This is a genomic window from Glutamicibacter arilaitensis Re117, from assembly GCF_000197735.1.
GTDB classification, from domain to species: Bacteria; Actinomycetota; Actinomycetes; order Actinomycetales; family Micrococcaceae; genus Glutamicibacter; species Glutamicibacter arilaitensis.
The window spans coordinates 3311517-3334512 of the sequence record NC_014550.1 but is presented as its reverse complement, the minus strand read 5'-3'; the positions used below and the strand labels follow the sequence as shown (position 1 = coordinate 3334512).

16 protein-coding genes and 2 pseudogenes are annotated in these 22996 nt (G+C 57.4%); 6 read left to right on the top strand and 12 right to left on the bottom strand.

Going from position 1 to position 22996, the window contains the following annotated elements:
• Nucleotides 1-205: 205 nt before the first annotated feature.
• The 7 genes and pseudogenes from AARI_RS19780 to AARI_RS18780 form a co-directional block, all read right to left on the bottom strand.
• Complete coding sequence (locus AARI_RS19780) at nucleotides 206-622, bottom strand: hypothetical protein (protein WP_096256523.1); 417 nt, start codon at nucleotides 620-622, stop codon at nucleotides 206-208.
• An 888-nt stretch (nucleotides 623-1510) separates the two neighbouring features.
• Entirely contained in the window at nucleotides 1511-1843 is a 333-nt protein-coding gene (locus AARI_RS15880; protein ID WP_013350274.1) for a hypothetical protein, read from the bottom strand.
• Entirely contained in the window at nucleotides 1840-2571 is a 732-nt protein-coding gene (gene istB, locus AARI_RS15875; protein WP_013350273.1) for an IS21-like element ISAar7 family helper ATPase IstB, read from the bottom strand. Before istB ends, AARI_RS15880 begins: the two co-directional genes overlap by 4 nt.
• Nucleotides 2568-4033, bottom strand: a pseudogene (istA, locus tag AARI_RS15870) (IS21 family transposase). The gene istB and the pseudogene istA overlap by 4 nt, the downstream one beginning before the upstream one ends.
• Before the next feature lie 1068 nt (nucleotides 4034-5101).
• Nucleotides 5102-5521, bottom strand: a pseudogene (locus tag AARI_RS15865) (recombinase family protein); the annotation flags it as partial.
• Between the two features lie 91 nt (nucleotides 5522-5612).
• Nucleotides 5613-6032: a hypothetical protein gene (locus AARI_RS15860; RefSeq protein WP_013350271.1), complete on the bottom strand. Its 420-nt coding sequence runs from the start codon at nucleotides 6030-6032 to the stop codon at nucleotides 5613-5615.
• Between the two features lie 33 nt (nucleotides 6033-6065).
• Nucleotides 6066-7190, bottom strand: a complete 1125-nt coding sequence (locus AARI_RS18780; RefSeq protein ID WP_013350270.1) for an amidase domain-containing protein — start codon at nucleotides 7188-7190, stop codon at nucleotides 6066-6068.
• Between the two features lie 414 nt (nucleotides 7191-7604).
• On the opposite strand from AARI_RS18780, the gene AARI_RS19775 reads away from it, so the two are divergent.
• Nucleotides 7605-7775, top strand: coding sequence for a hypothetical protein (locus AARI_RS19775; RefSeq protein ID WP_157867177.1), 171 nt, complete (start codon nucleotides 7605-7607; stop codon nucleotides 7773-7775).
• 408 nt (nucleotides 7776-8183) lie between these two features.
• On the opposite strand, the gene AARI_RS15845 is transcribed toward AARI_RS19775, so the two are convergent.
• The gene (locus AARI_RS15845) at nucleotides 8184-9095 is read right to left on the bottom strand and encodes a GT-D fold domain-containing glycosyltransferase (protein ID WP_013350268.1); all 912 of its coding nucleotides are present in this window, start codon (nucleotides 9093-9095) and stop codon (nucleotides 8184-8186) included.
• A gap of 1648 nt (nucleotides 9096-10743) precedes the next feature.
• Here AARI_RS15845 and AARI_RS15840 point away from each other — a divergent pair.
• Nucleotides 10744-11166, top strand: a complete 423-nt coding sequence (locus tag AARI_RS15840; RefSeq protein ID WP_013350267.1) for a hypothetical protein — start codon at nucleotides 10744-10746, stop codon at nucleotides 11164-11166.
• 280 nt (nucleotides 11167-11446) lie between these two features.
• On the opposite strand, the gene AARI_RS15835 is transcribed toward AARI_RS15840, so the two are convergent.
• Nucleotides 11447-11881: a hypothetical protein gene (locus tag AARI_RS15835; protein ID WP_013350266.1), complete on the bottom strand. Its 435-nt coding sequence runs from the start codon at nucleotides 11879-11881 to the stop codon at nucleotides 11447-11449.
• 603 nt (nucleotides 11882-12484) lie between these two features.
• On the opposite strand from AARI_RS15835, the gene mobF (AARI_RS15830) reads away from it, so the two are divergent.
• Together mobF (AARI_RS15830) and AARI_RS15825 are read left to right on the top strand one after the other, a co-directional pair.
• Complete coding sequence (gene mobF / locus AARI_RS15830; protein ID WP_049862675.1) at nucleotides 12485-15130, top strand: MobF family relaxase; 2646 nt, start codon at nucleotides 12485-12487, stop codon at nucleotides 15128-15130.
• Between the two features lie 192 nt (nucleotides 15131-15322).
• Nucleotides 15323-15838 (top strand): ClbS/DfsB family four-helix bundle protein, encoded by a 516-nt coding sequence (locus tag AARI_RS15825; protein WP_041650241.1) that lies wholly within the window; start codon nucleotides 15323-15325, stop codon nucleotides 15836-15838.
• Between the two features lie 4 nt (nucleotides 15839-15842).
• Here the strand turns inward: AARI_RS15825 and AARI_RS15820 are convergent, their stop codons facing one another.
• Nucleotides 15843-18398 (bottom strand): ATP-dependent DNA helicase, encoded by a 2556-nt coding sequence (locus AARI_RS15820; protein ID WP_231849402.1) that lies wholly within the window; start codon nucleotides 18396-18398, stop codon nucleotides 15843-15845.
• A 54-nt stretch (nucleotides 18399-18452) separates the two neighbouring features.
• The gene (gene mobF / locus AARI_RS20160; RefSeq protein WP_231849401.1) at nucleotides 18453-19346 is read right to left on the bottom strand and encodes a MobF family relaxase; all 894 of its coding nucleotides are present in this window, start codon (nucleotides 19344-19346) and stop codon (nucleotides 18453-18455) included.
• A gap of 110 nt (nucleotides 19347-19456) precedes the next feature.
• Between mobF (AARI_RS20160) and AARI_RS15810 the strand changes: the two genes are divergently transcribed.
• A protein-coding gene (locus tag AARI_RS15810; protein WP_076611950.1) for an IS3-like element ISAar25 family transposase occupies nucleotides 19457-20667 on the top strand; the annotation gives its coding sequence in 2 pieces (ribosomal slippage) (nucleotides 19457-19703 and nucleotides 19703-20667; 1212 coding nt in all).
• A gap of 716 nt (nucleotides 20668-21383) precedes the next feature.
• Here the strand turns inward: AARI_RS15810 and AARI_RS15800 are convergent.
• On the bottom strand, nucleotides 21384-22073 hold the full coding sequence (locus AARI_RS15800) for a hypothetical protein (RefSeq protein WP_041649090.1): 690 nt from the start codon (nucleotides 22071-22073) through the stop codon (nucleotides 21384-21386).
• Nucleotides 22074-22401: 328 nt separating this feature from the next.
• Here AARI_RS15800 and AARI_RS15795 point away from each other — a divergent pair, with 328 nt between their 5' ends.
• Entirely contained in the window at nucleotides 22402-22656 is a 255-nt protein-coding gene (locus tag AARI_RS15795) for a hypothetical protein (protein ID WP_140393397.1), read from the top strand.
• Nucleotides 22657-22996 lie beyond the last annotated feature (340 nt).

The following is a 22996-nucleotide window of genomic DNA, read 5'->3' as shown; positions in this document are numbered from 1 at the left end:
ACCGCGGGATGCTTCCATGCGAAAGAGTCTGTTGAGACATGAACAATCATAGCCACTGTCGTTGCAGATGAGGTCTCTCCCTCATGGGGATTCAGCAATCCTGGACGGCTCCGACGATATCAACCATCACCAGCACCGCGACAGAAACCTCAGCCGTGTGATGCAGACGATCAGAATAATCAGGGGTTTGACCTCAGACTTTTCTCTATAGTTCGGTTACTCTCGCTATTTCATCAAACTTGATGGTGACTGACTCCGCTGATCCATCACTTATCATCAGATCGGCTGTCTTCTCAAACGAATTCCAGCGTGCCGTCACTTGGACAGCACCGACAGATTCCAAAGCCACTGTCCCAGACCCGTTGGAAGATGGAATGCTCACTTCATGGCCGTTGACCGTTACTGAAAGGTTCGCAGGAACTTTTACGGTAAAACAATCATTTTTTGCACAAACATCCATGACGGCATCCACAGATAGTGACTGGGATGTATCTGAAGTTGAGCAACCAGCTGCGATCAGAGCAAATGATGCAAGGGCTAATCCCTTTGCCCAGGTGCGTCCTAGCATCGGTAAGACCCGGCTTGGCTTGATTTCTGCCATAGATTTGAGCTCGTATTCCATGAGATTCCGATTGAAGACTTACCTATACTAAAACCGGTCAGCTTTGTAGAGTTCCAAGAATGCCCATATTTCGCAAAAGCTTGAAGGCATTTAGTTGAACTCGTGGTTAGCGTATAGGTCAAAGTTCCTTTATATGTAGGACTGTGTCCGTAAAGCGCGGCATAGCCCCAATCCTGGAACGCCCAACCCGCACCATATTGATTGTTGGTTTCCAGCCATCCAGTTTTCTCACACTTGTTATAGCTGTTGCACCCCACAAAGGAAACACCCTTGTTGGTGACGGCGCGGTTGAACGTAATTGCTAGCCCGTCGGGTCCACCGATCTGAGATTTGCCGCGTGGACACTCGGAAAAGGGTGCATTCTTCCAATTGTATCGAGCATACGCATAAATCTTTGTCCCAGATTTTACAATTTGGGGGCGAGAAATATTTATGTCACCTGCACTCGACGAAGGCTTGGTAACACGGCACCCGTGGTTGGGTCCCTTTAAGCAGTCCAGCAGCTATGCGATAGCTAACTGATTCTCTCTAACCCACTCATCCGGCGGTGTCCTTTGGGTGGTCATGTCGTGTTTTTCCTAGTCTCTTTCTATAAATTGGCTAGGGGTCTTACACAATCCACCTGACAGGCTCCATAGCCGGGAATTACTCGGCTATCAGGACTGGGATGTGAGGATCAACGAGGGGGAGCCGAACTGCTCTTACCCCGATGGATTTTCTAGCGCTCCGAGTCTGTGTGTTTCGTCAAGTTTAAGTGAGCCATTAAAGCGGTAAAAAGTAAGCCATCTCGGCGCAGAAATAGGCCATGTCAGCGCTAACGCCACGGAAACAGGCCAAAAACCCCGTAAACACAAGGATTCACGGCCTGCCCCAGCAGCATCGCAGCACTTAGAAAGGTGGCTGGGCGCCGTCCCACTCCTCTATCAACTGCCGCATGGACTTCCTCTCAGGAACCTTGGCTCCCTGCACCCAGTCAACAGCCAGCATCCCGTCTTGGGACCACCCCGCAGCAGGGTCAAGAAAATCCTGCGGCCATGGAGCCGGCCGACCGGACTCGTCCCACCAGCCCGTCCCTTCCCCGCTGGCCAGCAATTCCAGATCTTCCTCCAAAGTGCGCCCTTCAGGGTGCCACTGTCCCGTGGCCTGCTCGCCCATCAGGTTCCCTTCCTCAACGTGTTCTTCGGCATGTTCCTGGCGCTGTTCATCGTGTTTGCCTCTCATTTCATCAACGCGTGTTTCACCCGGTACGACTGCCCACGGAACTGCAACAGCCTGCCATGGTGAACAATCCGGTCAATGACCGCAGCAGCCATATTGTCATCACCGAACACGGTGCCCCAACGCTTGAACTCCAAATTCGTCGTCAGCACCAGACTCCGCTTCTCATACCCATCAGCAATGACCTGGAACAACAACCTGGCACCTTCGCTATCGATCGGAAGGTACCCAAATTCGTCAATGACAAGGAGCTGGTTCTTCGCGATGGAGCCAAGCTCCTTATCCAACCGGCCTTCATCTTTCGCCCGGCGCAACGTCATCACCAGCGACGCGGTGGTGAAGAACCTCGCCGGAATGCCCCGCAGGCATGCAGCGGCCGCCAACGCGGACGCCAAATGCGTTTTGCCGGTGCCCACGTCGCCGAACAGCACCAAATCCTGGGCATGCTCCAAGAAATCCAAATCACTCAACGCTTCACGCCCATAGTCCGGTGGGAACGTCACCGAGGTCCAGTCATAGCCCACCAACGATTTCAACGCCGGCAACTTCGCGGCCTTCAACAACCGCTGATGACGCGACGCCGTCCTGGACTCATGCTCGGCGCGGAGCAGCTCATAAAGGAATTCCCGCTGTTTCGGCGTGCCCTTATGCGCCCACTCAGAGATCACCGCAGCGGTCATCGAGGCCGCCCGGCCAGCCTGCACCAACTCTTCAACGCTCACCAGACTCATGCCAGCACCGACTCTTCTTGCGCAGCAAAAAGCCTGTCATAGACCGACAGATCAACATCCCCGGTTTCCGGCTCGGTGCCTTCGGCCAACCTCCTGGCCAGCATGCCCAGCGTTTCATGGCCAGGATCATCGCCTTGCTCAATGATCTGCCCTGCGGCCTGCACCGCGGTTTCAAACCCTGCAGCTTCACTGGCCTTGTCCAACGCTGTCAGCAACCGACGCCGGTCCTCGGCCACGGCGCTATCCAGCCAGTCACGCACGGGATCAGAAACCACCGCCCGCACCGGGGAATTCGCCCACGCCCCCGGACGGTGCGCCAGCAACGCGAGCACCCCGGAGGGCTCCATGATTGTTTCCGGATGAACCCCGAAGACTCGTGGAAACCGTCGCAGCACGGCCGCCTGCTCATCGAGGATCTCAATGACATCGTGACGGATCCCGACCGTCAACGACCTCCTAGCGAACACCGGCCCGGCCGCGTAGGTATTGGAGCCCACCTGCAGGTGGCCGTATTTATCGGCTTTACGCGACTCGTAGCGCACCGGGTCAAACCCCGCCCCCGGCAACGCCAAGCCAGCCTGAACATCCTGCTCGAAGAGGTCCTTGATCAGAGTCCTACGCCGCCAATGCGGTTTGCCTCCGAACCGATCACACCGTTCCAGCAGCACCTTGTTCAGCCCTTCCAACGTCGCCGCATGAGGCAACGGGACCATCAGATTCCGGCGCAGGAACCCCACCGCGTTCTCAACGTTGCCCTTCTCATTGCCCGAATATGGATTGCAATACTTCGCTTCGGACCGGTAATGCGCTTTGAACGCAGCAAACAATTTCGTTTCCAACACCTTGGTCTTGACCCTGCGCCCCACACCGGTGGCGTTATCGAAGATCATCCGATGCGGCACGGACCCAATGTGTTCAAAGACGGTCCGCAACCCGTGGCAAACACATTCCGAGGTTTCACCCCCCCATACGCCTGCGCGAAGCGCATATTCGAGTACGGGAAAGTGACCACGAAAAGGTGCACGACTTTTCGCTCGCCGGCCAAGAAGACCTCAGCTTCGCCGAAGTCCACCTGGATGGTGCCCGGGGCCCACTCCAGCTCCAGGAACCCGTCGTTCTCGCTCTGGCGTTCTTGCTTATAGCGTTTGACGAATCGCTGCACCGGCGAATACGTGCCCTGGTAGTTTTCTTCGTCCACGAGCCGGTCAAAGATGCGTTGGGCGGTATGGCGTTGTTTGCGTGGTTGGCCGATGTCATCTTCGAGCCAGGTGCTGATGGTTTCCTCGAAGCCGGTGATGACCGAACCAGCTGGCCGTTTACCCGCTTTGGGCGGGGCTGGCGAGTAGTTGGTGATGCGCAGGTATTTGGCGACAGTGGCTCGGCTGAGGTTCAGCTGAACGGCGATTTTACGCCCTGAGATACCCTCAGAGTCTAATTTCCTGATAGTTTCTTGCACGGACATGGGTTCCGTCATTTCCTTCCAGACCTTCCGGCGCCGAACATAGGCAAAATGGGGCGCCGTAAGGAATTTATCTGGCCAGACGGGCCCATGTCCTTTGCTGTCTTCTTCGTGACAGGAGAGGGGCAAAGGGGGGCAACGTCTGGGCGTGGTGATCAATGGGTGGCCGCGGTCGGGGCTGCGAGGATTTTTGGCAGTCCCGGTGGCGTAGGTGGCCTACTTCTTACCGCTTTAATGGCCTAAATATGGCCGCTGAAATGGTCTATTTCTTCAGCCGTAATGGCCTACTTAAAGTTGATCACACACAGAGTCTGCCTTTACGCGCCGTCGATCTCTCTCGGTAAACCCTTTGTTCTCTCTACACCCGGGGGCTAGCCGGTGGCCTTGACGCTCATGTTAAGCTTCGACATGCTGGAGCGTGTACCTTCGCAATCTTGCCGGACTCAAGGTACTCTTAAATTGAATTTTTTGTTCAAAAATAATGATGCCTGACCCTTGCCGGGGTTGGGCATCACCTTTTTAAGCGCCTTGACTAGTTCCCTAGCAGACATCCCCGGATCTATTGGGGAAGGGTCGAACTCGCACCGAAGAAAATTCGATTTCTGTTTGAGCGTGTCGCACAGAAGCACTGAGTGCTAGTAGGCCTTCAATTCCTACCGAACCAGCATGAACAGAAGGTCAGTTTCTGGTTCGGGGTCAAAAATGTACGAGAGAATTCCGGACGCTCCAATGATGAAGGCAAGTAAAACTAAGCCCGCAACGATGAGCGACACAACTATGAAAAATCGCTTGTCTTCTGGTTTCATTATTTTGTCCATAAAATTGCCTATTTTGCTTCTGGTGAAATCTTGTCAAAGAAAAGTCTAAAAGGTCTCGCGGCTTTATCGATAGCCGCCCTGCTGATTGGCAACGCAAATGCTGCTGTGGCCTTAGAAGCTCCTGATTCTTCCCACAAAGCGCTCTTAAATTTGTCGAAAGTTTCTTCCGATACGAATGTTGACGTGCTGAACACGTCTGTTGAGGCTAAAGCAACCATGGCGCAGCAATGGGATTGTCATGTTCGAGGCCTCTGACGGTAAAAACCATGGCGCCCATGGGTGTTTTGGTGTCTACGTCTCCGCCGCCGAGGTTCAGCACTCGCAGCCCGATATTGCGTTCGCGTAGCTCTTCTGCCAGCTCGAGCATTTTCTGGGTTGAGAGCCCGAGCCGGTCCAAGGTGGTGATCACGAGGGTATCGTCCGGATGCAGTGCTTCGAGCGCTTTATCCAGTCCGGGTCGTTTAGCGAGTGCTCCGGACTGGCCGTGGTCGATATAGAGGTCATCGCGGCGGACTCCGGCGGCAAGAAGATCTTGGATTTGCCGGTCGGCCTCCATCTGCTGACACAGTAATTCACGTTGAGTCGAGATGGGTAGTAAGTGGCCGTCAAAACCACGGATTTTTAAGGTCTGACGAAAGTTCTGGAGTAGCTTCGAAGGGGCTATCCGTGGCATTGCTGGCTCCTTAAACAGAATTGAGGACGTAACTCCGAATTCCATTCAAAGCTACGTCCTCATCGCTGAAGAGGCCGTTGGATGGCGCGGTTTATGGTTCCTCGCCGAAAGCTATTCTGTACCCCTTACCAATCTCGACTATGGTCATTTCGATGGGAGTATCAGGCTGTTCGGCGTATATGTTGTAGAAGTGCGCTGAACCTCCACGATCGTACTCGATCATTTTAAAGTTTGACGAAGTGACCTCCTTCGAGTCCATTTCGTGCTTCAGAGCAGTCAACGGTCCGTTCATGGCTTCGTTGGTCAACTTTAGGCTGATTACTGAACATGCCTTGTCGTAATCGGTAGTTTCAGCAGCTTCAAGGAGGCCGCGCACTGCTGTTTGAGGATCGTCAACAGGTCTTCCACCGTCACAAGTTAGCTCATCGTTGGCTGAGCAACCAACAACAGCGAAGACCAGCGGCAGAACTAATAATGTTGCGGCAAGCCTAGGTAAGTTTTGTAGATTCACTAGAAGCCTTCACTGTTTGAACGGGAGGTATAACTAGATCCTATGCGCGAACCAAGTTACTTTGAGAGATTTCATTTGAGTGAAGGGTTTATTCAAAGTGTTGTTGGTGTGGTACGAAAGGTACGGTACGCCATTGATTTTCTTAGTTGTCACCATGGTATGAGACATGTTCTTTTGACCGGCTGACTTGTACTGAAGAACGTCCCCAGGTACGAGACTGTATACGCTACCGAGACGTGAAGCTCGCTTTGATTCATTTCGCGCAAACCTGTAAAAATTCTCTGCACCGCTCCAAGTCCAGCTGGTAAAGGAGCTATTTCCGTACCATTTAGCATCACTTTTGTAGTAACCATTAACGTGTTTCCAGCCACCTGCGTACAAAGCTTGAGAAACAAAATTTGTGCAGTCATTACCGTACTTCCTGTAGGCAGGGTTGTATGATTTCGCCCATTTGGTTGCGTAGTTTACAACCTTTTTCTTGTTCGAAGCGCTAAGTTTCGCGACCGCCATTTCTCCGACGTTCGGTGGGAGGGGTGAGACCGAGGTACCACTGTCGTTTTCGCTGCCAGGAACAGTGGGGTCGACTTCGATTTCTTCCTCTTCGGAGGTTAGGGATTGCATCGTAGCCTCAGTTGTCAGATACTCATCATCTTTCGCCACGATGTCCCTGATCGTTCCTGTGGCGTCGATCGTTAGCTCATAGGGGATGAGTTCGCTCCAATCTTCGGCATCAGAGAGCTCTGCAATATCTCTTGTAAACCGAACCAGGTATTCGACCTTAGTTCCTTCGTTTGTTTCTGAAAGAACTTCGGAATTCTCCACAACTACTTCCGAAGAATTTACATTAACTACGTCAATAGTCTCTTGTTGCACGCCCAGATTCTTCGCCGACATGAGATTCAGCTGCTTGGCTGAGCGCGACATCAGCTCAGGAAAATGACGGTCGGAGAATTTCTTTGTGGTTGCCTTCTCTTCCCAGGTGACATCCTCTACTGCTTGCAGCTGATCCTCCAGGAATCCCCCTATATCCTTGACTGTCCCAACGTCAAGTGAATTGCTTTTGCCTTGCGGAGCTTCAATTGCGGGTTCGGGCGCACTTGCTGCATTGGCGACATGAAGAGAGCTGACAAGCAGGGCCGAAGAGGCTACTGCAGCCATGGATATTCTGAGTGTGCGCATGACATCTCCAGTTTGATTCTTGCGCTCACCGTGAACGCTCAAATCAATATAATAGATTAAAAGCAATGTAATTTTTGTGGTTTCTTAAAGAATTTTTTATAAAGTTTTGACGGTTCGGTCGGTGATCCACAAATTTCAGAAAGAAAGTGAATCGTAAAATTCCTGAGATAGCTTCACATCCTGGGCGTAAGGGTTGATGGAGTAGCGCTCTAGTTCGATCAGTCCTGCAGGAAAGCTCGAGCTAGTCAGGATTGCTCTGGTTGGGTCCCCGAAAAGTAGTCCAGTGACTTTGTGAGTATTCGTGTCCGACAATGGACTCAGAAGGAACCGCGGAGAATTGGACGTAGACACACCTCAGACCAGTTCATCGTTAAAGTCCGCCAAGGATAGAAGATGCTCAACGAAGGCCGTCCGATGATCGAGATCATCAAGGAACTGCAGCGGAGCGGATTGGGGTTTTGTTGTGCACAAATGGGCAGGAGGTTATGTGCAGAACCAGAAATGAAAAATAGACCGGCGCTCACCGAGAGGCGAGCGGCGGTGCATTGTTGTGTGCTCGGTTAACTATCGGTTTTTGGATTCGTTTCTTCGGACTTTTGCGAGTCCGGCGACGCGTTCGAGAGCCGATCTTGTTCAGCTCGGTTTGAGTCCAGCTCTTCTCCAATGCGTCGGTGAAAGCTTGCTTTTCTGTGGCTTGGGTCTGCTCCAGGTGGTGCTCAGCTTTAACATGGGCTGTCACAGCCTGGGCGATGTTGCTGGCGGCATTCACATGCAAGTTCGACCCCTTCCATAGGTTCTGTCAAAGGACAAGCACGCGCAACTGACGAGTAATATGACGAATGATATACCGTTTCAACAGCCGTTCTTTAGAGAATATTTTGAAAGTTCCTGCATATTCAAGCCCGAGCGCGACAGATTATGATCATGGGAATGCGCAGCTTCCCGGAGGCGGCATCGGGGCAACGGCCCGGGCTATTTGCGTAGTTGCCGCGTTGCGGGAGTATGTTCCGGACGTGCGTGGCCTTGCACCACGTTGAGGTAGCTGCTGCTTAAATGGCCGATATCAAGTGCTCGGATCCCGCGTTCGGAGAGTTTTTTGGCCAAAACGGTTCCGGCCGGGCCTAGGGAAATGACGGCAAGGTCCGGATTCTTTTCCAGAGTCTCGGAGACAACTCGTTCCAGATCGGTAAATGCGTCCTTGGGAGTTGAATGGATAAAGTCTGCGGTTTTCAGGTTATCGAAAAGTTCCGGGACCAAATCAAACCGTGAGCCCTCGCCGGTGATGATGATGGCATCTTTCCGGTCCCAGACTTTGCGCCATAGCTCTACTGCTTCCTGGCCCAGGACTTCAAACACTCGGGGCCTGGTGATATAGGCATTGATGTATTTTTGCTGAGGGTTAACCAGTGGCTTCAAGCTGGGCCACAGCTCGGCATACACGTTGGACCAGTGGGCATCTCGGAATAAGAAGGGGAAGCCGATGAGCAGGTCTTCGGATTGAGTTTCAAAGACTTCCCGGAGCTGATACTGGAGTTCCTTGGAGTTGCTTTGGAAGCCTAGGTTGAACTCTGGGCGGAGCATGAGCCGGAATTCGCCATCTCCGAATCGTGCGATGGAGGCGTTAGACGTGGCCAGTAGCTCCAGAGACTCTTTAAAGGGCAGGACTTGGTGCGCGTAGACTTCTGCCACTTCGTCCATGTACCGGCCAGTGGTAGCAGTGCGAATCGCGGTCAGCTCGTTGCGACTTTTCTTCAGCTCGGCGATCACTTGCTTGAGCAGTGCCGGCAGTTCCTCTTGGCCGCCCATCTTGACAGGAATGGGCTTCTTATTCCGGATCTCCACGTGGAAGGTTCGATTCGCGATTTCTTTGATCTTTGACAGCAAAACTAGTATCCGTTCTCGCGGAGGAGTCGCGTTATCCCGCACTGCAGGGCCGCAGGGTGATGCGCAGAGGCTGCAATGTATTGCATTGATTCTATGCGTTTGGATTCATCTTACGATGCGCTTCGATGCCAGTTCAGGGCTTTGATCGTGTCGCTCAAACAATTAGATGGATGGTAAGCGAAGTATCTGCGGTTCAAATGTGGGCAATTATCCTTTTACGAGTCTGCAGTGGACGCGCAATGGTAAAGCGATTTCAGTGGCGACGGGCGCGTCTTACCGTCCATCTGAGAAGGATCGAATGCTGTGATCGCGGTGGACTACCCCACCAAACCCGTGTCCACGAGTGCGTCTACTGCAACGGACGTTCCAGCGAAGCTGAAAGTAGTAAAGGAGTCTGCGACTACTGGCAGGAAAGCCACTGGCAGGGAGCTCAAAGTAAGCGCTGGTACCTGAAACGCGAAGGGCGTGAAAGTTTCGTATCAGTGGCTGCGCTCGGGAAAGATTATCAGCGAGGCCACCAGCCGAATTACACCGTGACCAAGAAGGGTGCTGGTAAGAAATTGACTGTCTGGTTAACTGCCTCGAAGCCTAGATATGCCACAGTGGTGATGACGCTGAACAAGAAGTAAACGTCGCTTGCTCGTGGTTGTTCATCGCTGGTTTTGGACCGTTGAAGTGTGGCCACTCTGGTCCACAGAACGTCAATCTCAGCCTGTTCAGTGCTTGCAGATGCAAATGGCTAGGTGCCCAATAGGGCACCTAGCCATTATGCAGGGTTCCCGCACGGATGAGAGAGGTGAAACGCTCAATCCGAACAGTGCGTGGTGTCGCCATGAGACTGAACCACGCATGAATCTAGGCTAAACCACCAGCTGTATGGTTACTTGCACACCACGCCCTGAAGATTTCTGGTTTTTCATTAAGCCAGTTACCGGTGGACCAGTTCTCACGCGCTGAGTCGGTAGGCCGGAAGATACTCACCGCGCATGGTGCTGCGCTCTTGTTGCTCCAGGATTGAGCTGGATGGAATACCGTCGTGCACGAGTACTTTACGCTTTCGTGTGCTGCTCGTAGTTGATCTGTGGGGCATCATGGGCGACTTGCAGTGGGCTGATTGTTTCCCGTGTTTCAAGGGCTGTGTGAACCCGATGTCCCGAACTTTGGCAACAATTCCCCGCTGGTGGTCCTGAACATGCGAGCATTCCCCGTCCAGGATAGTCGTGGACGTTAGACACGGACTAGGTTATGCCATGAGGTGCCCGTCCCGCTGAGCACCCTGGCTCCTCGCAAGCTCGTCTCCAGGGTGTATCGGGCGTCCGCTGGCGCGGCCGGCTGTTGGCCCGGACTTCGTCCGGTCTTTTCCTGTTTCTTGCTGCTGTCCTTCGGAGTGTACGGGCCACCTACAAACCCACAAGCCACTCGCTGCGCTTCGGGCGTGCTCCACCAGAAATTCTTGGGCCGCGCTCCTTCGTCGCTTCTTTCGGCCCAAGATTTTCGTGGATTGCGCACCCCTGACGGGTTGATGGGTTTTCCGGCTGGCCCCGCTTCATTGCATTTCGCCAGCAGGCAAAAAACAACCGGGGGAGGGCTCGTGTAGGTGGCTGGCAACCTGCCCCTCTTTCCGTGAAGCGAAAGGAAGCAAAAACCTATGCAGACCACGACCAAGGACACCCGTGAAACCGTAACCGTCCCAGCGACTGTCGAGCGTGACATGTACGGCGAAGGGTATGACTGGATGGAATCGCTGGCCGGCACCGGATGGCACGAAGTGCCAGGATGGGGCCGCGAGGGATGGGACCTGGGATCCTGGCCTTACATCATCTTCGCCGCAGCCAAAACAGAAGACGAACCCGGCCAACTGTTCGGATACACCACGTACGTGGAAGGCGACGTGACCGCCCGCTGGTACCGCAGCTGCGAAGCCCGCAACCTGGCCATCAGCAAGGAAGCCTTCTGGTACTGGGCCAGCGGACAAGCGGACGGACCAGAAGCGCTGGAAGGGATGAACCCGCAAGAGTTCAAACAGGTCGACGGATTGTGTGAACCGTACATCCCGGACTTCGGGAACTAACCTAACGCTTTGGCCCTGAACGCTCACGCGTTCAGGGCCAAAGTTCTGTCACGGTCATTCTGCCAATGGCGATGTGCTGTATGTTCCGCCGCTCGATTGAGGATGTTCTTCTAGCGCAAAAGCACCGGCGCTGCTTCGTTGCATGGCTTGCGCAGGTGCCTGTCTGAGGACAAGCCCGTTCGCGCGCCAAGATCCGCAATCCATGGCCAATCACCGGCCCGAACACATAAGCTCAAACCCGCTGCATCGGGAGAATCGGAACCGCGCTCAGCACTCGGCCTTAGGCGTTGGCCGCAACTCCGGAAGCTTGCCCCGCGGTAGTCGAAGCTGGGTCCTGGGCAGTGTCTTCGTTTTGTGCTTCGGACGCATTAGGTTCCTTCGCTGGAGCCGCCAGCGGCAGGAAGCTCTTCAACTCCGAACCGCTGAGCCCCAGGCGCTCACCGATCGACTTCTTAGACTCACCCGTACCGAGCATCTGCTCAATTACGGACGCCGCTGTAGCGCGTGCCTTATCCTTCTTCGCTTCGGCAGTCGCTTGCAGCTCGGCGATCTTCTTCGCTGCGTCCTCATCGATCAGTTCGATCTCTTCCTCATGGATGAAGAACTTCGCCGCCAATTCGATCAACTGCTCATTACGACGCGTGATCTCCTCAGCCTTCGCCCGCGCCTTCTCCCGGGCGGCCACCGCTGCAGCAGACTTGCGTGGCTTACTCATCAAAACACTTCATCCTTCACCAACTCGAAAACAAAATTTTGCGAGGGGACACCCCTCGCGCACCCCACCCAAAAAACGCGTTAACGGGCTTCGCTGACGCTCAGGCTCTGTCCTGCCCGATGTTTCCCACCTGTGGACGGCTTTGAGATTAAGAGCTGTCTCCACCCGCCCACACGTGGAAAACATCGGGCCACGGTTTTACACAAGAGACTTGCCCTGGGCACAGCTGCGACCCTATCAAACCCACCTTGGACGCACCTGCACACAGCGAAGATCGCAGGTGCAAAACCGCACCAAAAACATCCTTCTTTTGATGGCCAGATCTCTTTGCCCGGTTCTGCACTATTTCTTCTTCGTTCCTCAAAGGATGCAGATCCGACCAACTTCATGGATCGGTAGCAGCCCTCCGGTCAGTGCCATCGCCGACACGCAAGAGCCTTGACCCGCCAGTTTCCACTCGTACCTCGATTTGGCCGTCTCAAGATCTCTCACGCATCGTCGAAGTCCTCCGGCCCTACTTCTCCCCGATCCATCAAGACTAGATCTGTCACACCTCTTGCATCCTCGATAACTTTGGCCGGAATTACTAGAATCGAACGTGTGATGACCCTGCATAAGCTCAGTGCAGGGGACGGCTATCTCTACTACACCCGTGAAGTTGCTTCCGCTGATGAGCTGCGCTCACCGGATCGGAAGCTCGGGGATTACTACACCGTCACCGGCCACCCGCCCGGCATCTGGGGAGGACGGGGTGCTAAGAACCTCGGCGTGCATGGTGAAGTCACCGAAGAGCAAATGGAGCTGCTCTACGGGCTAGGACAACACCCATTAGCCGGCCAGATAGATCCGGTGTCGGGGGAGAAGATCCACGCGCAGCTGGGCCAACGCTACAAGCGTTTCGACCAGTTCGACGGCGAACTGGCTAAGAAGATCAACACCGCCCTGGGCGATTTCACCCGGCTCAAGCACCGCGAACCGACCGCTGATGAACGACGTGTCCTGCGCGCCAAGGCCGGTGGCGAGCACTTCTACAAGCTGCACGGCCGCAAGCCGAAGACTAAGGAAGAACTAAGCCAATTCATCTCCCGGCAAACCCATAAGGGATCGAACGCCGTGGCCGGGTATGACATGGTGTTCTCCCCGTCCAAGAGCATCTCCTACCTTTGGGGAGTCAGCGACCGCAAGGTCCAGGAAGTCATTGAGAAAGCCCAGCATGAGGCCATCGAAGACGCCATGAAGTACTTGGAAAACAATGCGGTCTTCACCCGCCGCGGCAAGAACGGGATCCGCTCAGAAGACGTGGACGGCGGACTGATCTACACCTCCTTCCGGCATTATGACTCCCGTGACGGGGATCCGCAGCTGCATGACCATATCGTTGTGTCCAACAAAGTACTGGGGATGGATGGCAAGTGGAGTGCCATCGACGGGACCGTCCTGCACAAGTATGCGGTGTCTGCTTCGGAGCATTACAACGCAAGGGTCATGCAGAACATCTGCCGCGACCTCGGCCTGGCCACCACTCAACGCACGGTGGAAGGCAAACGCCCGATCACCGAAATTGGCGGCATCCCCCTGGCCAGCATTGAAGCTGCGTCCTCACGCCGGACCAACATCAAAGCCCAGCTGAAGACCCTCGTGGATGAATTCGAAGAGAAGCATGGAAGGGCTCCGAGCCCGAAGCAGCTGATCAAGCTCTCCCAGCAAGCGACCTTGGAAACCCGTGCGGAGAAGAAGAAAGGCCTCTCCCTTTCAGAGCTCACCGAGCACTGGCAAGACAAATTCTCCACTGTCCCCGGAGCCTTGGTGGGCGATGAATTATTCGCTGCGGCCCGCAAGTACTCCGCCCGCCAGGAACCTGTTTACACGCCAATCGACAAGCTGCCAGAGGAGCAGATCCGTGAGCTGGCGCAGTCCACCATCACCCGCCTGGAGCAGTCGCGGGCGACATGGAATCAGGCGCATGTGGAAGCAGAAGTGCGCCGCCAAATCACCAACCAGTACCAAGCCCAACCCGTATCTGATGCGGTCATCGCACAAGTCCGGGCCACCGCGATTGACTCCTTGAGTCTGAAAGTGACCCCTGATCTTCCAGTGCCAGCACCGGTAGCGGGAGCAGTGGTGGCGGTGCACAAGTACCAGAAACCCCACGCCGCCCTCTATACCTCCGAGACGGTGCTGGAAGCCGAACACAAGGTCCTGCAGGCCGCGCGCACTGATGTCATTCCCGCGGTCACGGTCGACCATTTCCAGAGCGTCCTCGACAGTTCCGAGGGCCGGCTGAACGAGCAGCAGGTGGCGTTGGCCCATGAATTCTCCTGCAGCCCCAAACTCCTCGTAGCAGGCATCGGGCCGGCTGGCACCGGCAAAACCACCTCCATGAAACTGACCGTCAACGCCATGAAACAAGCCGATCACCACGTCATCGCCGTAGCCCCTTCAGCCAAAGCCGCCACCCTGCTAGGCCATGAGGTCGGGGTGGAAGCGATGACTGTCGACCGGCTCCTGGCCAGCGAGGACAAGCTGTCGCCAGGGGACGTGGTGATCATCGACGAAGCCGGCATGATCGGCACCACCCAATTCCTGGCCCTGATCGAGCAAGCCCAAGAACACGGCGCCCTGGTCCGTGCCATTGGCGATGACAAGCAGCTCGCCGCGGTTGGATCTGGCGGGATCCTGCGCCTGCTCAACCACGAAGAACAGCTCACCCACCTGGAGGAAATCCACCGGTTCAGGAACCTTGACGGCACTCCCAACCTTGGCGAAGCTGCCGCCTCCCTGGCCCTGCGCGAAGCCCCAGCAGTGGGCAAGGACGACCCGTGGGCGTACTACCGCAGTGAAGGAAAGATCAAAGCCGGCACCACCTGCGACATGGCCGACCACGTGTTCGCCGCCTGGCAGAAAGACACCAACGAACACCGCACCTCCCTGATGCTGGCCGGCACCAACGAACAAGTCGCTGCCTTGAATCAGAAGGCCCAAGCCTATCGGCTGGGCAACAATGAACTGGATCCAACCCAAAAGATTCTTGGCCGGCATGACACGGAGATCTATGTTGGCGATGTCATCCTGACCAAGAACAACGACCGCCGCCTCAGCGTCCACCAGGGCAAGGACTTCGTGAAGAACAACGACTCCTGGATAGTCGAAGGCATCGAATCAGGGCACCTGCTCGCCCGACACCAGCAACACCACGGACTGGCCGTCATCCCCGCCGATTATGTCGCTGAAAGCGTGATCCTCGGGTAGCCGAGGTGCCCCAAACACACTCACCTGTGATCCTGCGCGTGTGCGCAGTTTTAGTCTACTGGCGACTCACGGACATGCCGCCTAAGCGCCGGTGATGCGTTGACCGCACGGAGGTCGCTGGCCTCTCTCCCGGGCGGTCAGCGTACAATGGGAGACTGGGAGAAGACACGTAACCGGAGATTGGAGCATGGCTTGGCGGTTCCGCAGTCCAAGGCTGAGTTGCTGTACGCCGTCGAGGACGGATACGGCAAGCTTGCCCGCGATCTTGTCCGGGTGCCCGAGACGCGGGCGCGTGAGATGTCATTGCCAGGGCACAAAGCCGAAACGATGATGAGCCCGGCTGATCTGGTGGCGTATCTGATCGGCTGGAACGAAACGGTGCTGTCCTGGCACGAGCTGCGGAGCCGTGGGATTGAACCCGAGTTTCCAGCTCCGGGGCTCACGTGGAATCAGCTCGGTGACCTTGCTCAACGCTTCTACCGCGACTACGCCGACCTGTCGTGGCCCGAGTTGCTTGAGCGTTTCGAGCAAGCGAAGTCCGGCATTGTCTCCCTCATTACCGGACTCAGTGACGAGGAACTGTATGGAGAGCCCTGGTACGGCAAGTACACGGCAGGCAGGATGATCCAGTTCAACACTTCTTCGCCATACGCCAACGCGCGCCGCCGTATCAGGGCCTGGCTTCGAGAGCAGTCCACGACCGCGTAGCGCATCAGAGTCCGCGCCCCGGTCCTTCCCGTCGCGAATTGCTGGGGTGAGAGTCTCGCTCGAACGGCTCTTGGAGTTGTCGCGCCCGCCTTGCTGCCTGCTGCCGCTTCTGCTCCTGTTCGGCGCGGTTAGCCTCGATGCGCCGGGCGGCGGCGTTGACGGGAAGGCTGCGGAGTTCGTCGGCCTCGGCGCGGTTCAGGGCGGCTCTCGTGCGGGCGTTCTGGGCGTTACGGTGCGGGTTGGTGGTGCGCATTCCGAACTGGTCGCGGCGGGCTTCGTCGGCTCCGAGTTCGATGAACAGCAATGCCATACGCTCCTGGCGGTGTCGCTGCTGAGTCATCCTGCGTTCGGCGTGCGCTGCTTCGACAGCACGGACGGCATCGCTCACGCGGGGGTCATCCTCGGCTTTCCGTGCCGCTGCCTGCGCCGCCCATGTGTGGAGCCCCAGGCGAGTACGGGGCGGTTCATCGCCCCAGCCGTCGCGTACCCACTCCCACTGAGCCTGCGCCTGCTCCTTGGCGGCCTGGTGCTCGGCGCGGACTTTGCGCTTGCCGAATCTGCCGACAGTCGAGGCTCGAGCACTGGTGGTGGCTTCGTTCTCCACGGCATCGAGGTAGGCCGTGCCGTCCTGCTTTGCTTGTTGAACGAGCGGTCCCGTGAGCTCGGCGCGCACCTGCTCGGCCGCGACCTCGGCCACGTGGATCGCGGCGGCGTCTTGCTCATCTTCGGCGCGATGCGCGTCGCGTTGGGCATCAAGGCGTGCGGTGATCCGCTCCCACCTTTCCGCCTGACTCTGGGCGCGCACGGCCTCCCGGTCGAGGCGAGCCAGTTCTTCGGTAACGAGCTTGACTGGGCCATCGGTGATGAGGCTTCGCACCGCTTCGACGGCTTGGGCGGTGGCGTGATCGAGACCCCGGTCAGCGGGGTCGCGTTCCATCGCCTCAATGAACCGCGCCCGGGCGTCTGAGATGTTATCAGCGACGACGTGCAGCCGGTTGGTTTCGCGGCCTCTGGTCATGCCGACGTAGACGCCTGCCGCGCTCGTGGCCTCCGACAAGAAGGTGTGGGAGGTGGTGACGGTTGCGCCCTGGACACCGTACGCGGTCGCCGCGTAGGACAGGTGCGCATGCTCTGCCACATACTCGGATGGGAGGGTGACAGTGCGGGGGTTCTTGCGGCCACTGCCGACCTCGCGGGCGTAAACGGTGCCGTCATCGGTGACCTGCTGCACGACCCATTGCTGCCGGTTCGCGACTCCAAGCGCGGTGTCGTTCCTCCGGGTCTGGATCGCATCGCCTCGACCGATGGGGAGGCCATCACTGCCGGTCACCGTCACCGCGTCATCAACCTCGCCACCCTCGATGCGCCCAGCGCGGATGCGCTCGTTCAACTCGGCGGCTTCATCGTTGGTGGCGACGGTGATGGCTTCGCCGTCGTGGGCATGCTCGGCGATGTGCTCGCGGGCATGCTCGTCATCAGCGTGCAACATCACCAGCCCCATCGCGGCGAGCTGGTCGAACACCTTGCCGGGGATGTCGCGGTCACGCATCGACAACGTCAACGCCGCGTACTCGGCATCGGTGAAGCGGTGCAGCTCGGTCATGTCATAGGTGCGGCCCCCGATCTGCGCGGCCATGTCGAGCACCCCACCACGGCCCACAGCAGGCAACTGTGCGCGGTCGCCGACGAGCGCGACCGTCGCCCCCACCTCAGCCGTCACAGTCAGGAGGGCGCGGGCGGTGTCTTGGTCGAGCATCCCGGCCTCGTCGACGAGCACTCGCTCCCCCCGCGACAGTCGCGCGTGCCTCGGCGGGCCGGTGTAGTTCCGTCCGCTGTCAGGGTCGCTGTCGCCGGGGTTGAGGCGTGTCCATACGCCGTCAGCGTTCCATCGCCATCCGTGCGCGTACACGAGCGCCGCAACCGACGTTGCAGGAACTCCAAGTTCTTCCTCAGCCACCTGCGCGGCCTTCTTCGTCGGCGCAACCACCCGCGACACTCGGCCGTGCTGAGCGGCCACTTCGATGGCGGTGCGCAGCATCGTCGTCTTCCCGCTACCCGCCGCTCCTTCCACGATCACCAGCGGATCGGCCGAAGCAACCGCCGCTGCTGCGACCGCCTGCCCTTCATCCAGCCCAGCCGCTTGCGCGGCCTCGGTTATATCCGGGGGTTCCGGCTCCCGTTGCGGTGTCGCGGCGGTGAGTTGGTCGCGTAGTGCGGTCTCGGCAGCGACCACGCTGAGGCTGGTCAGGTGCGCGACATGCTCCGGCGCCGCCGCGTCTGGCGGGAGGACGGAGAAGCAATCCGAGACGGCAAGCCCGGTCGCCATAGTGATGAACTCCCGCAACTCAGCGGACGTCGCCTGCACGCCGTGCTCGGTGATGATCCGAGTGACGTGCTCCTGGATAACGTGCCGTGTCCACGTCGAGGATGCGGCGGCGGTACGGTCCAGTGCCCGCGATGCAACCTCCCGCACGGTCAGGTCATCCACCGACACCACCGGTAGCACCGTACGGCGTTCAAGGCCTGCGGGGTCGTATCCGGCGTCGCGGAGTTCCTGCATCCACCATCGCTCGTTCTTCAGGTCAGCGGGCCTCTTGCCGGGCCGCTGGTGCGTCTACGCGATGCCCTGCAACCGCGCCGTCATCACCGGGCCAAGCGCCTCGCCCGGATGCTGGGCTTCCCATTCGGCTTCGAGCCGGTCGAGATTCCGTCTGATCTGCGCCGACCGCTTCGACATCACCGCGTTGAACGGCTCCAACTCGGTCACCTCACCGCTGGCCGGATTCAGAGTCAGGCCGTGCTCGGCGAGCGTGCGCGCGAGCTGTGGGTGCGCGGCAATCACCGCCGCACCCAACGCGCGGATCGCGCCCTGCTGCTTGAACAACGCGGCAGTATCCAGCGCCCGCCACTTTCCAGCCGCCCACACCCGCGTGCCGATCTGCATGTGGATATGCCGGTGCGGATCACCCGCACGCGAGGTCTTGTGCCGGATGCCGACGACCTGCATGCTCTCGATGGGCACGACCTCTCGCGCCTGACGAGAGCCGACCCTGGTCACGGAGTGCTGGCCGAGCCACCGCTGTATCTCTGAGAGAGCGTCCTGCTGGGCGGCGTCCAGCGCTGCCGACACGTCGGGGTGGAGGGCGGCGGCTACCGACAAGCTCTTGGGGGCGTTGATCGTCATCTCCGCGAACAACGGCGACCCCTTCGCGCCCTCGGTGGCCGTGCGTGGGGTGCCCATCAACTCCTCGGTGACGGGGTTGGTCCAGTCCACCCATCCCTCGTACTCGTCCGCCGCGAGCGATCGGGTGGCGGTGACCTCGCCTCTGCCGTCGAGCACCGCATACTCAGCCACCGCGTTGTCAGCGCCGAGGTAGTACTCGTCAGCGCGGGAGCGGTCGGCCTCGACATAGCGGCGCGCGGCAGCACCGCTGCCGCGGAACAGGATCACCCCGCCCTTCACCCTGGCCTCCCTCATGAGTCGTCTCATGAGGAAGGTGCGCACCACGGCCCCGCCGTGGCATACGTGCATTCAATTCAATTCAATTCAGGAGAGTATGTGAATTCAGGTGAGCTGTCATGATGTTGTGAGACACGCGTTCGTAGGAGAATGAGTGCATGTCCAAACGTCAGAAGTTCACTCCGGAGTTCCGTGCCGAAGCAGTCGAACTAGTGATCTCCTCCCAGAAGAGCCTGGTCGAGGTCGCAGCCTCTCTAGGCATCAACGAAGGAACCCTGGGCAACTGGGTCCGCGCTTACCGCACCGAGCACCCCGAAGCGGAAACCGAGGAACGCGGACCGGTGGAATGGGCCCAATACGAAAAGCTACGCAAGGAACTGCTGGAGGTGAAACGGGAGAACGACTTTTTAAAAGATGTCAGCGCCTATTTCGCCTCGAACAGCAAGAAATAAGCGCAATCTTCACCTTCATCAAAGCCCATGCCGGCCAGTACCCGGTGAACTGGATGTGCCAGAAACTGCAGGTTTCCAGGGCGTCCTATTACCGGTGGCTAAACCCCTGCGAGGAGCTGAGCCAAGCCCAAGCACTGCGCAGGCGCCGCACCGAACTGGTCCACACCGAATTCGAAGCATCCAACCAGGTTGCTGGGGCAGGTCAACTGGTGGACCTGCTCCGCAACAACCATGAGGAACAGATCCCGAAGTCTACGGTCCTCTCGATCATGAAAGACCTGGGGATCCAAGCCAAACGGATGAGCGCGTTCAAGACCACGACGGTTCGTGATCATCAGGCCCGGACGGCGCATATCAAGAACCATATGGTCGATAAGCTCGGCCGGCGGGACTTCCGCTCTTGCCGTCCTGGGGCGAAACTGGTTGGCGATATCACCTACCTGCGCACCGGCGAAGGCTGGTTGTATTTGGCGACGGTCATCGATTTGTATTCGCGTCAGATCGTGGGCTGGTCAATGGGCGAGAACATGCAAACTCAGCTGGTCATTGACGCGATGGAGCTTGCCGCGTCGCGGGGCTTTATCCAGCCTGGCACCGTGTTCCATTCAGACCGGGGCACGCAGTACACCTCTGGCGCGTTCCAGGCATGGTGCGCTGAGCAAGGGGTGCGGCAGTCGATGGGGCGCACGGGGGTGTGCTGGGACAACTCCGTCGCAGAGTCAACCTTCTCGACGATCAAGAACGAAATGTATCACCACCGGGCTTTCACCAGCAGAGTAGCAGCGCGTACCGCGGTGATGGAATACATCGAGGTTTGGTACAACCGGAAGCGACCGCATACAGCTAACGGAGGGCTCAGCCCTCAGGCAGTTCTGGACTCGTACCAGGAAAGAAATTCTTTAGCCTTGGCGGCTTGAGAATATTTAGAAAAGATCAAAGATCGTGTCTCAAGAACTTGACCAGCTCAAGGAGAGTATGTGAGATGTTGGAAGTATCCGAATCGGCGGTTGTGTCCGAAAGAAGAGGTTGGAAATCGGGCGAGCACTTGGAGGTGGTTCGCTTGAAAATAATTCGCCATCGGATTGGCGAGAGGGTTTGTGAATGATTCAGTTCAGGAGTCATAACAAGGCAGAAGCGAGATGAGTTTCTTGGTCTTGCCGGTCGAGAAGTCAGCTGCTGAGCGCCAATGGGGAGGTGATGTCCTGCTTATGTTTGGCCGGTATCGTACGGGACAAGGGAGATATTTTGGAGGTTATTTTGGCACGTCAACGCCTGATTAGGATTGGTATTTGGATTGTGGTGGTCCTTGCGTTCATCGCTTGGGCTATATCGTTGGCGATTCGAGCACCGTGGACGCCGTGGTTTACAATCGTTCTTTGGTCTGTGATCGGCATAGGCTTGGTGGTTCGGGTCGTGAGGGGATCTAAGCAGAAGCACGAGCCGCTTGATGCTTTCCACGACATGAACCAGATCTATCTGGGACGCACCCAAACACCGCGCGTTGATGGAACCTCACCGAAGAGCGTGGAGATTGGGCACCCTTTCCCTAGCGATGAGCTTCCCTCCCGCCGAGAAAATCAACTGGGCGGTGAGGAACCTCCCCACCGCCCAGCGTCATAGCGCAGTTTGCTGATTACTGGTACATGCCAGCGGCACCTGTAGGCACCGAGTAGGACAATGCCTTGACGACTTTCGTTGAGGCTACTTCGCCCCAGCTCACGGTGCCACCGCCAAAGCTTCCGCCGCCGCCGCAGCCGAGTCCGGCGAAGTATTCATCCCAAGCGGTGCCACCGCCCGGCAGATGACGAGCCTGGTAGCCGCGTCCCTGCAGACACGCAGAACCGAGAGAATTGAAGTCGACCGTCCAGTCGTAGCCCGCGGTGGCGGAAGGCGAGATGCCGATAACGGAGCATCCCGGGTTGGAGGTGTACCATGTTCCGGTCCCCGGAGCTACCCAGCCCGTCCAGCAGCTTGCGAGGGCTGCCCTGTCAGTGATTGACACCATCGACAGCTCGCTAACTAGGCCGTCGGCACTGACGACCGAGAGGTCATCGACCGCTACCGGGCCTTTATCGTCGATCACCACGGCAGGGGCCGTTGGATCAAAGCCGGGCATCACAGCGATATCGGTTGGCTCTCCGTTAATGAAGACCTTGTCTGCGGTCGGCTTCACGGGGGTGTATTCGATATCACTTTCAGCCTGGCCCGGCTCTGGCGGCGCAGAGCCTTCGGTTGCATACGCAGGACTACCCAGCGCAAGTATCATGGCAGACAGTGCGGCCGTCGCACCGATCCCGATACGAGTCTTCCAGGATGTCTTCACGACAATCACTCCTAAATCACATTGAGTTTCAATTAGGCGAGGTCCTCTTCGATAGCGCTACCTTCAACGTATGTCATGAAAACTCAAAATGCCACTTGTGTTAATTTTCCATCTCTGATCATCAACGCTCGTCGAGCCTTGAGCGTGAAGTGGCACCTCAACGCTATTCTCCGATGTCGGAGCCCAGGACCCGAGAAACGTTTGAAGCGCACCAGTAGTGACTCCTGATCAATTGTGGCAAGGTGGAATGGAACCAGACCCCGACGCCACACCCTGTCGAGAAGCGAGTTCGGGGGCAGGAGCGCCGGGAGGATACAGGACCGTGAACATGATCGAACAGACCACGCAGACCAACGCAGCCTTCGCAAAGAAAATGCAAACTTCCGCAATTTGGCTCCTCGTGCTTGGCATCATCGGAACCATGGGTGTGACGGAGCTCCTCACCCAGCTCAACGTCCATTACCAGGAGTTGCTGGCTGTACTGAGATTCTTTAGCAGGGTCGCCACCTTCTTCGCGCTGCCACTGTCGGCGGCACTGCTCGCCGGAGCAATGATCATGCGTCGGCTCCCTGAGCGGGATTGAGGCACCCTTCTGAACTGTGCGGGTGTTCTCACTAAAAGACCAAAACCTGCGACCCACCGGCCGAGATGCGCCGGTTCAAGCTCGACCAAATCTCGTCAGAGCGCTCCTTCGAAGCGAATGTCATGCAAACCAGTCCTGCGCCGTGTGCTTCACCGGGCAGCTCACTTCCTCGGAGCAAGCTCTAGTGACGGCCTCATGGCGCAATCACACAGGCTGGGAGCAGATTAGACGCAGCACTTTGTAGCCGTTTCGTATCCGCATTCGGCAGACGCTCAGAAGTCTCAGATCATCCGCCTCCGTGGGGCGGCAATGTGGCGACATCCTGGCAACGAACGCTAGC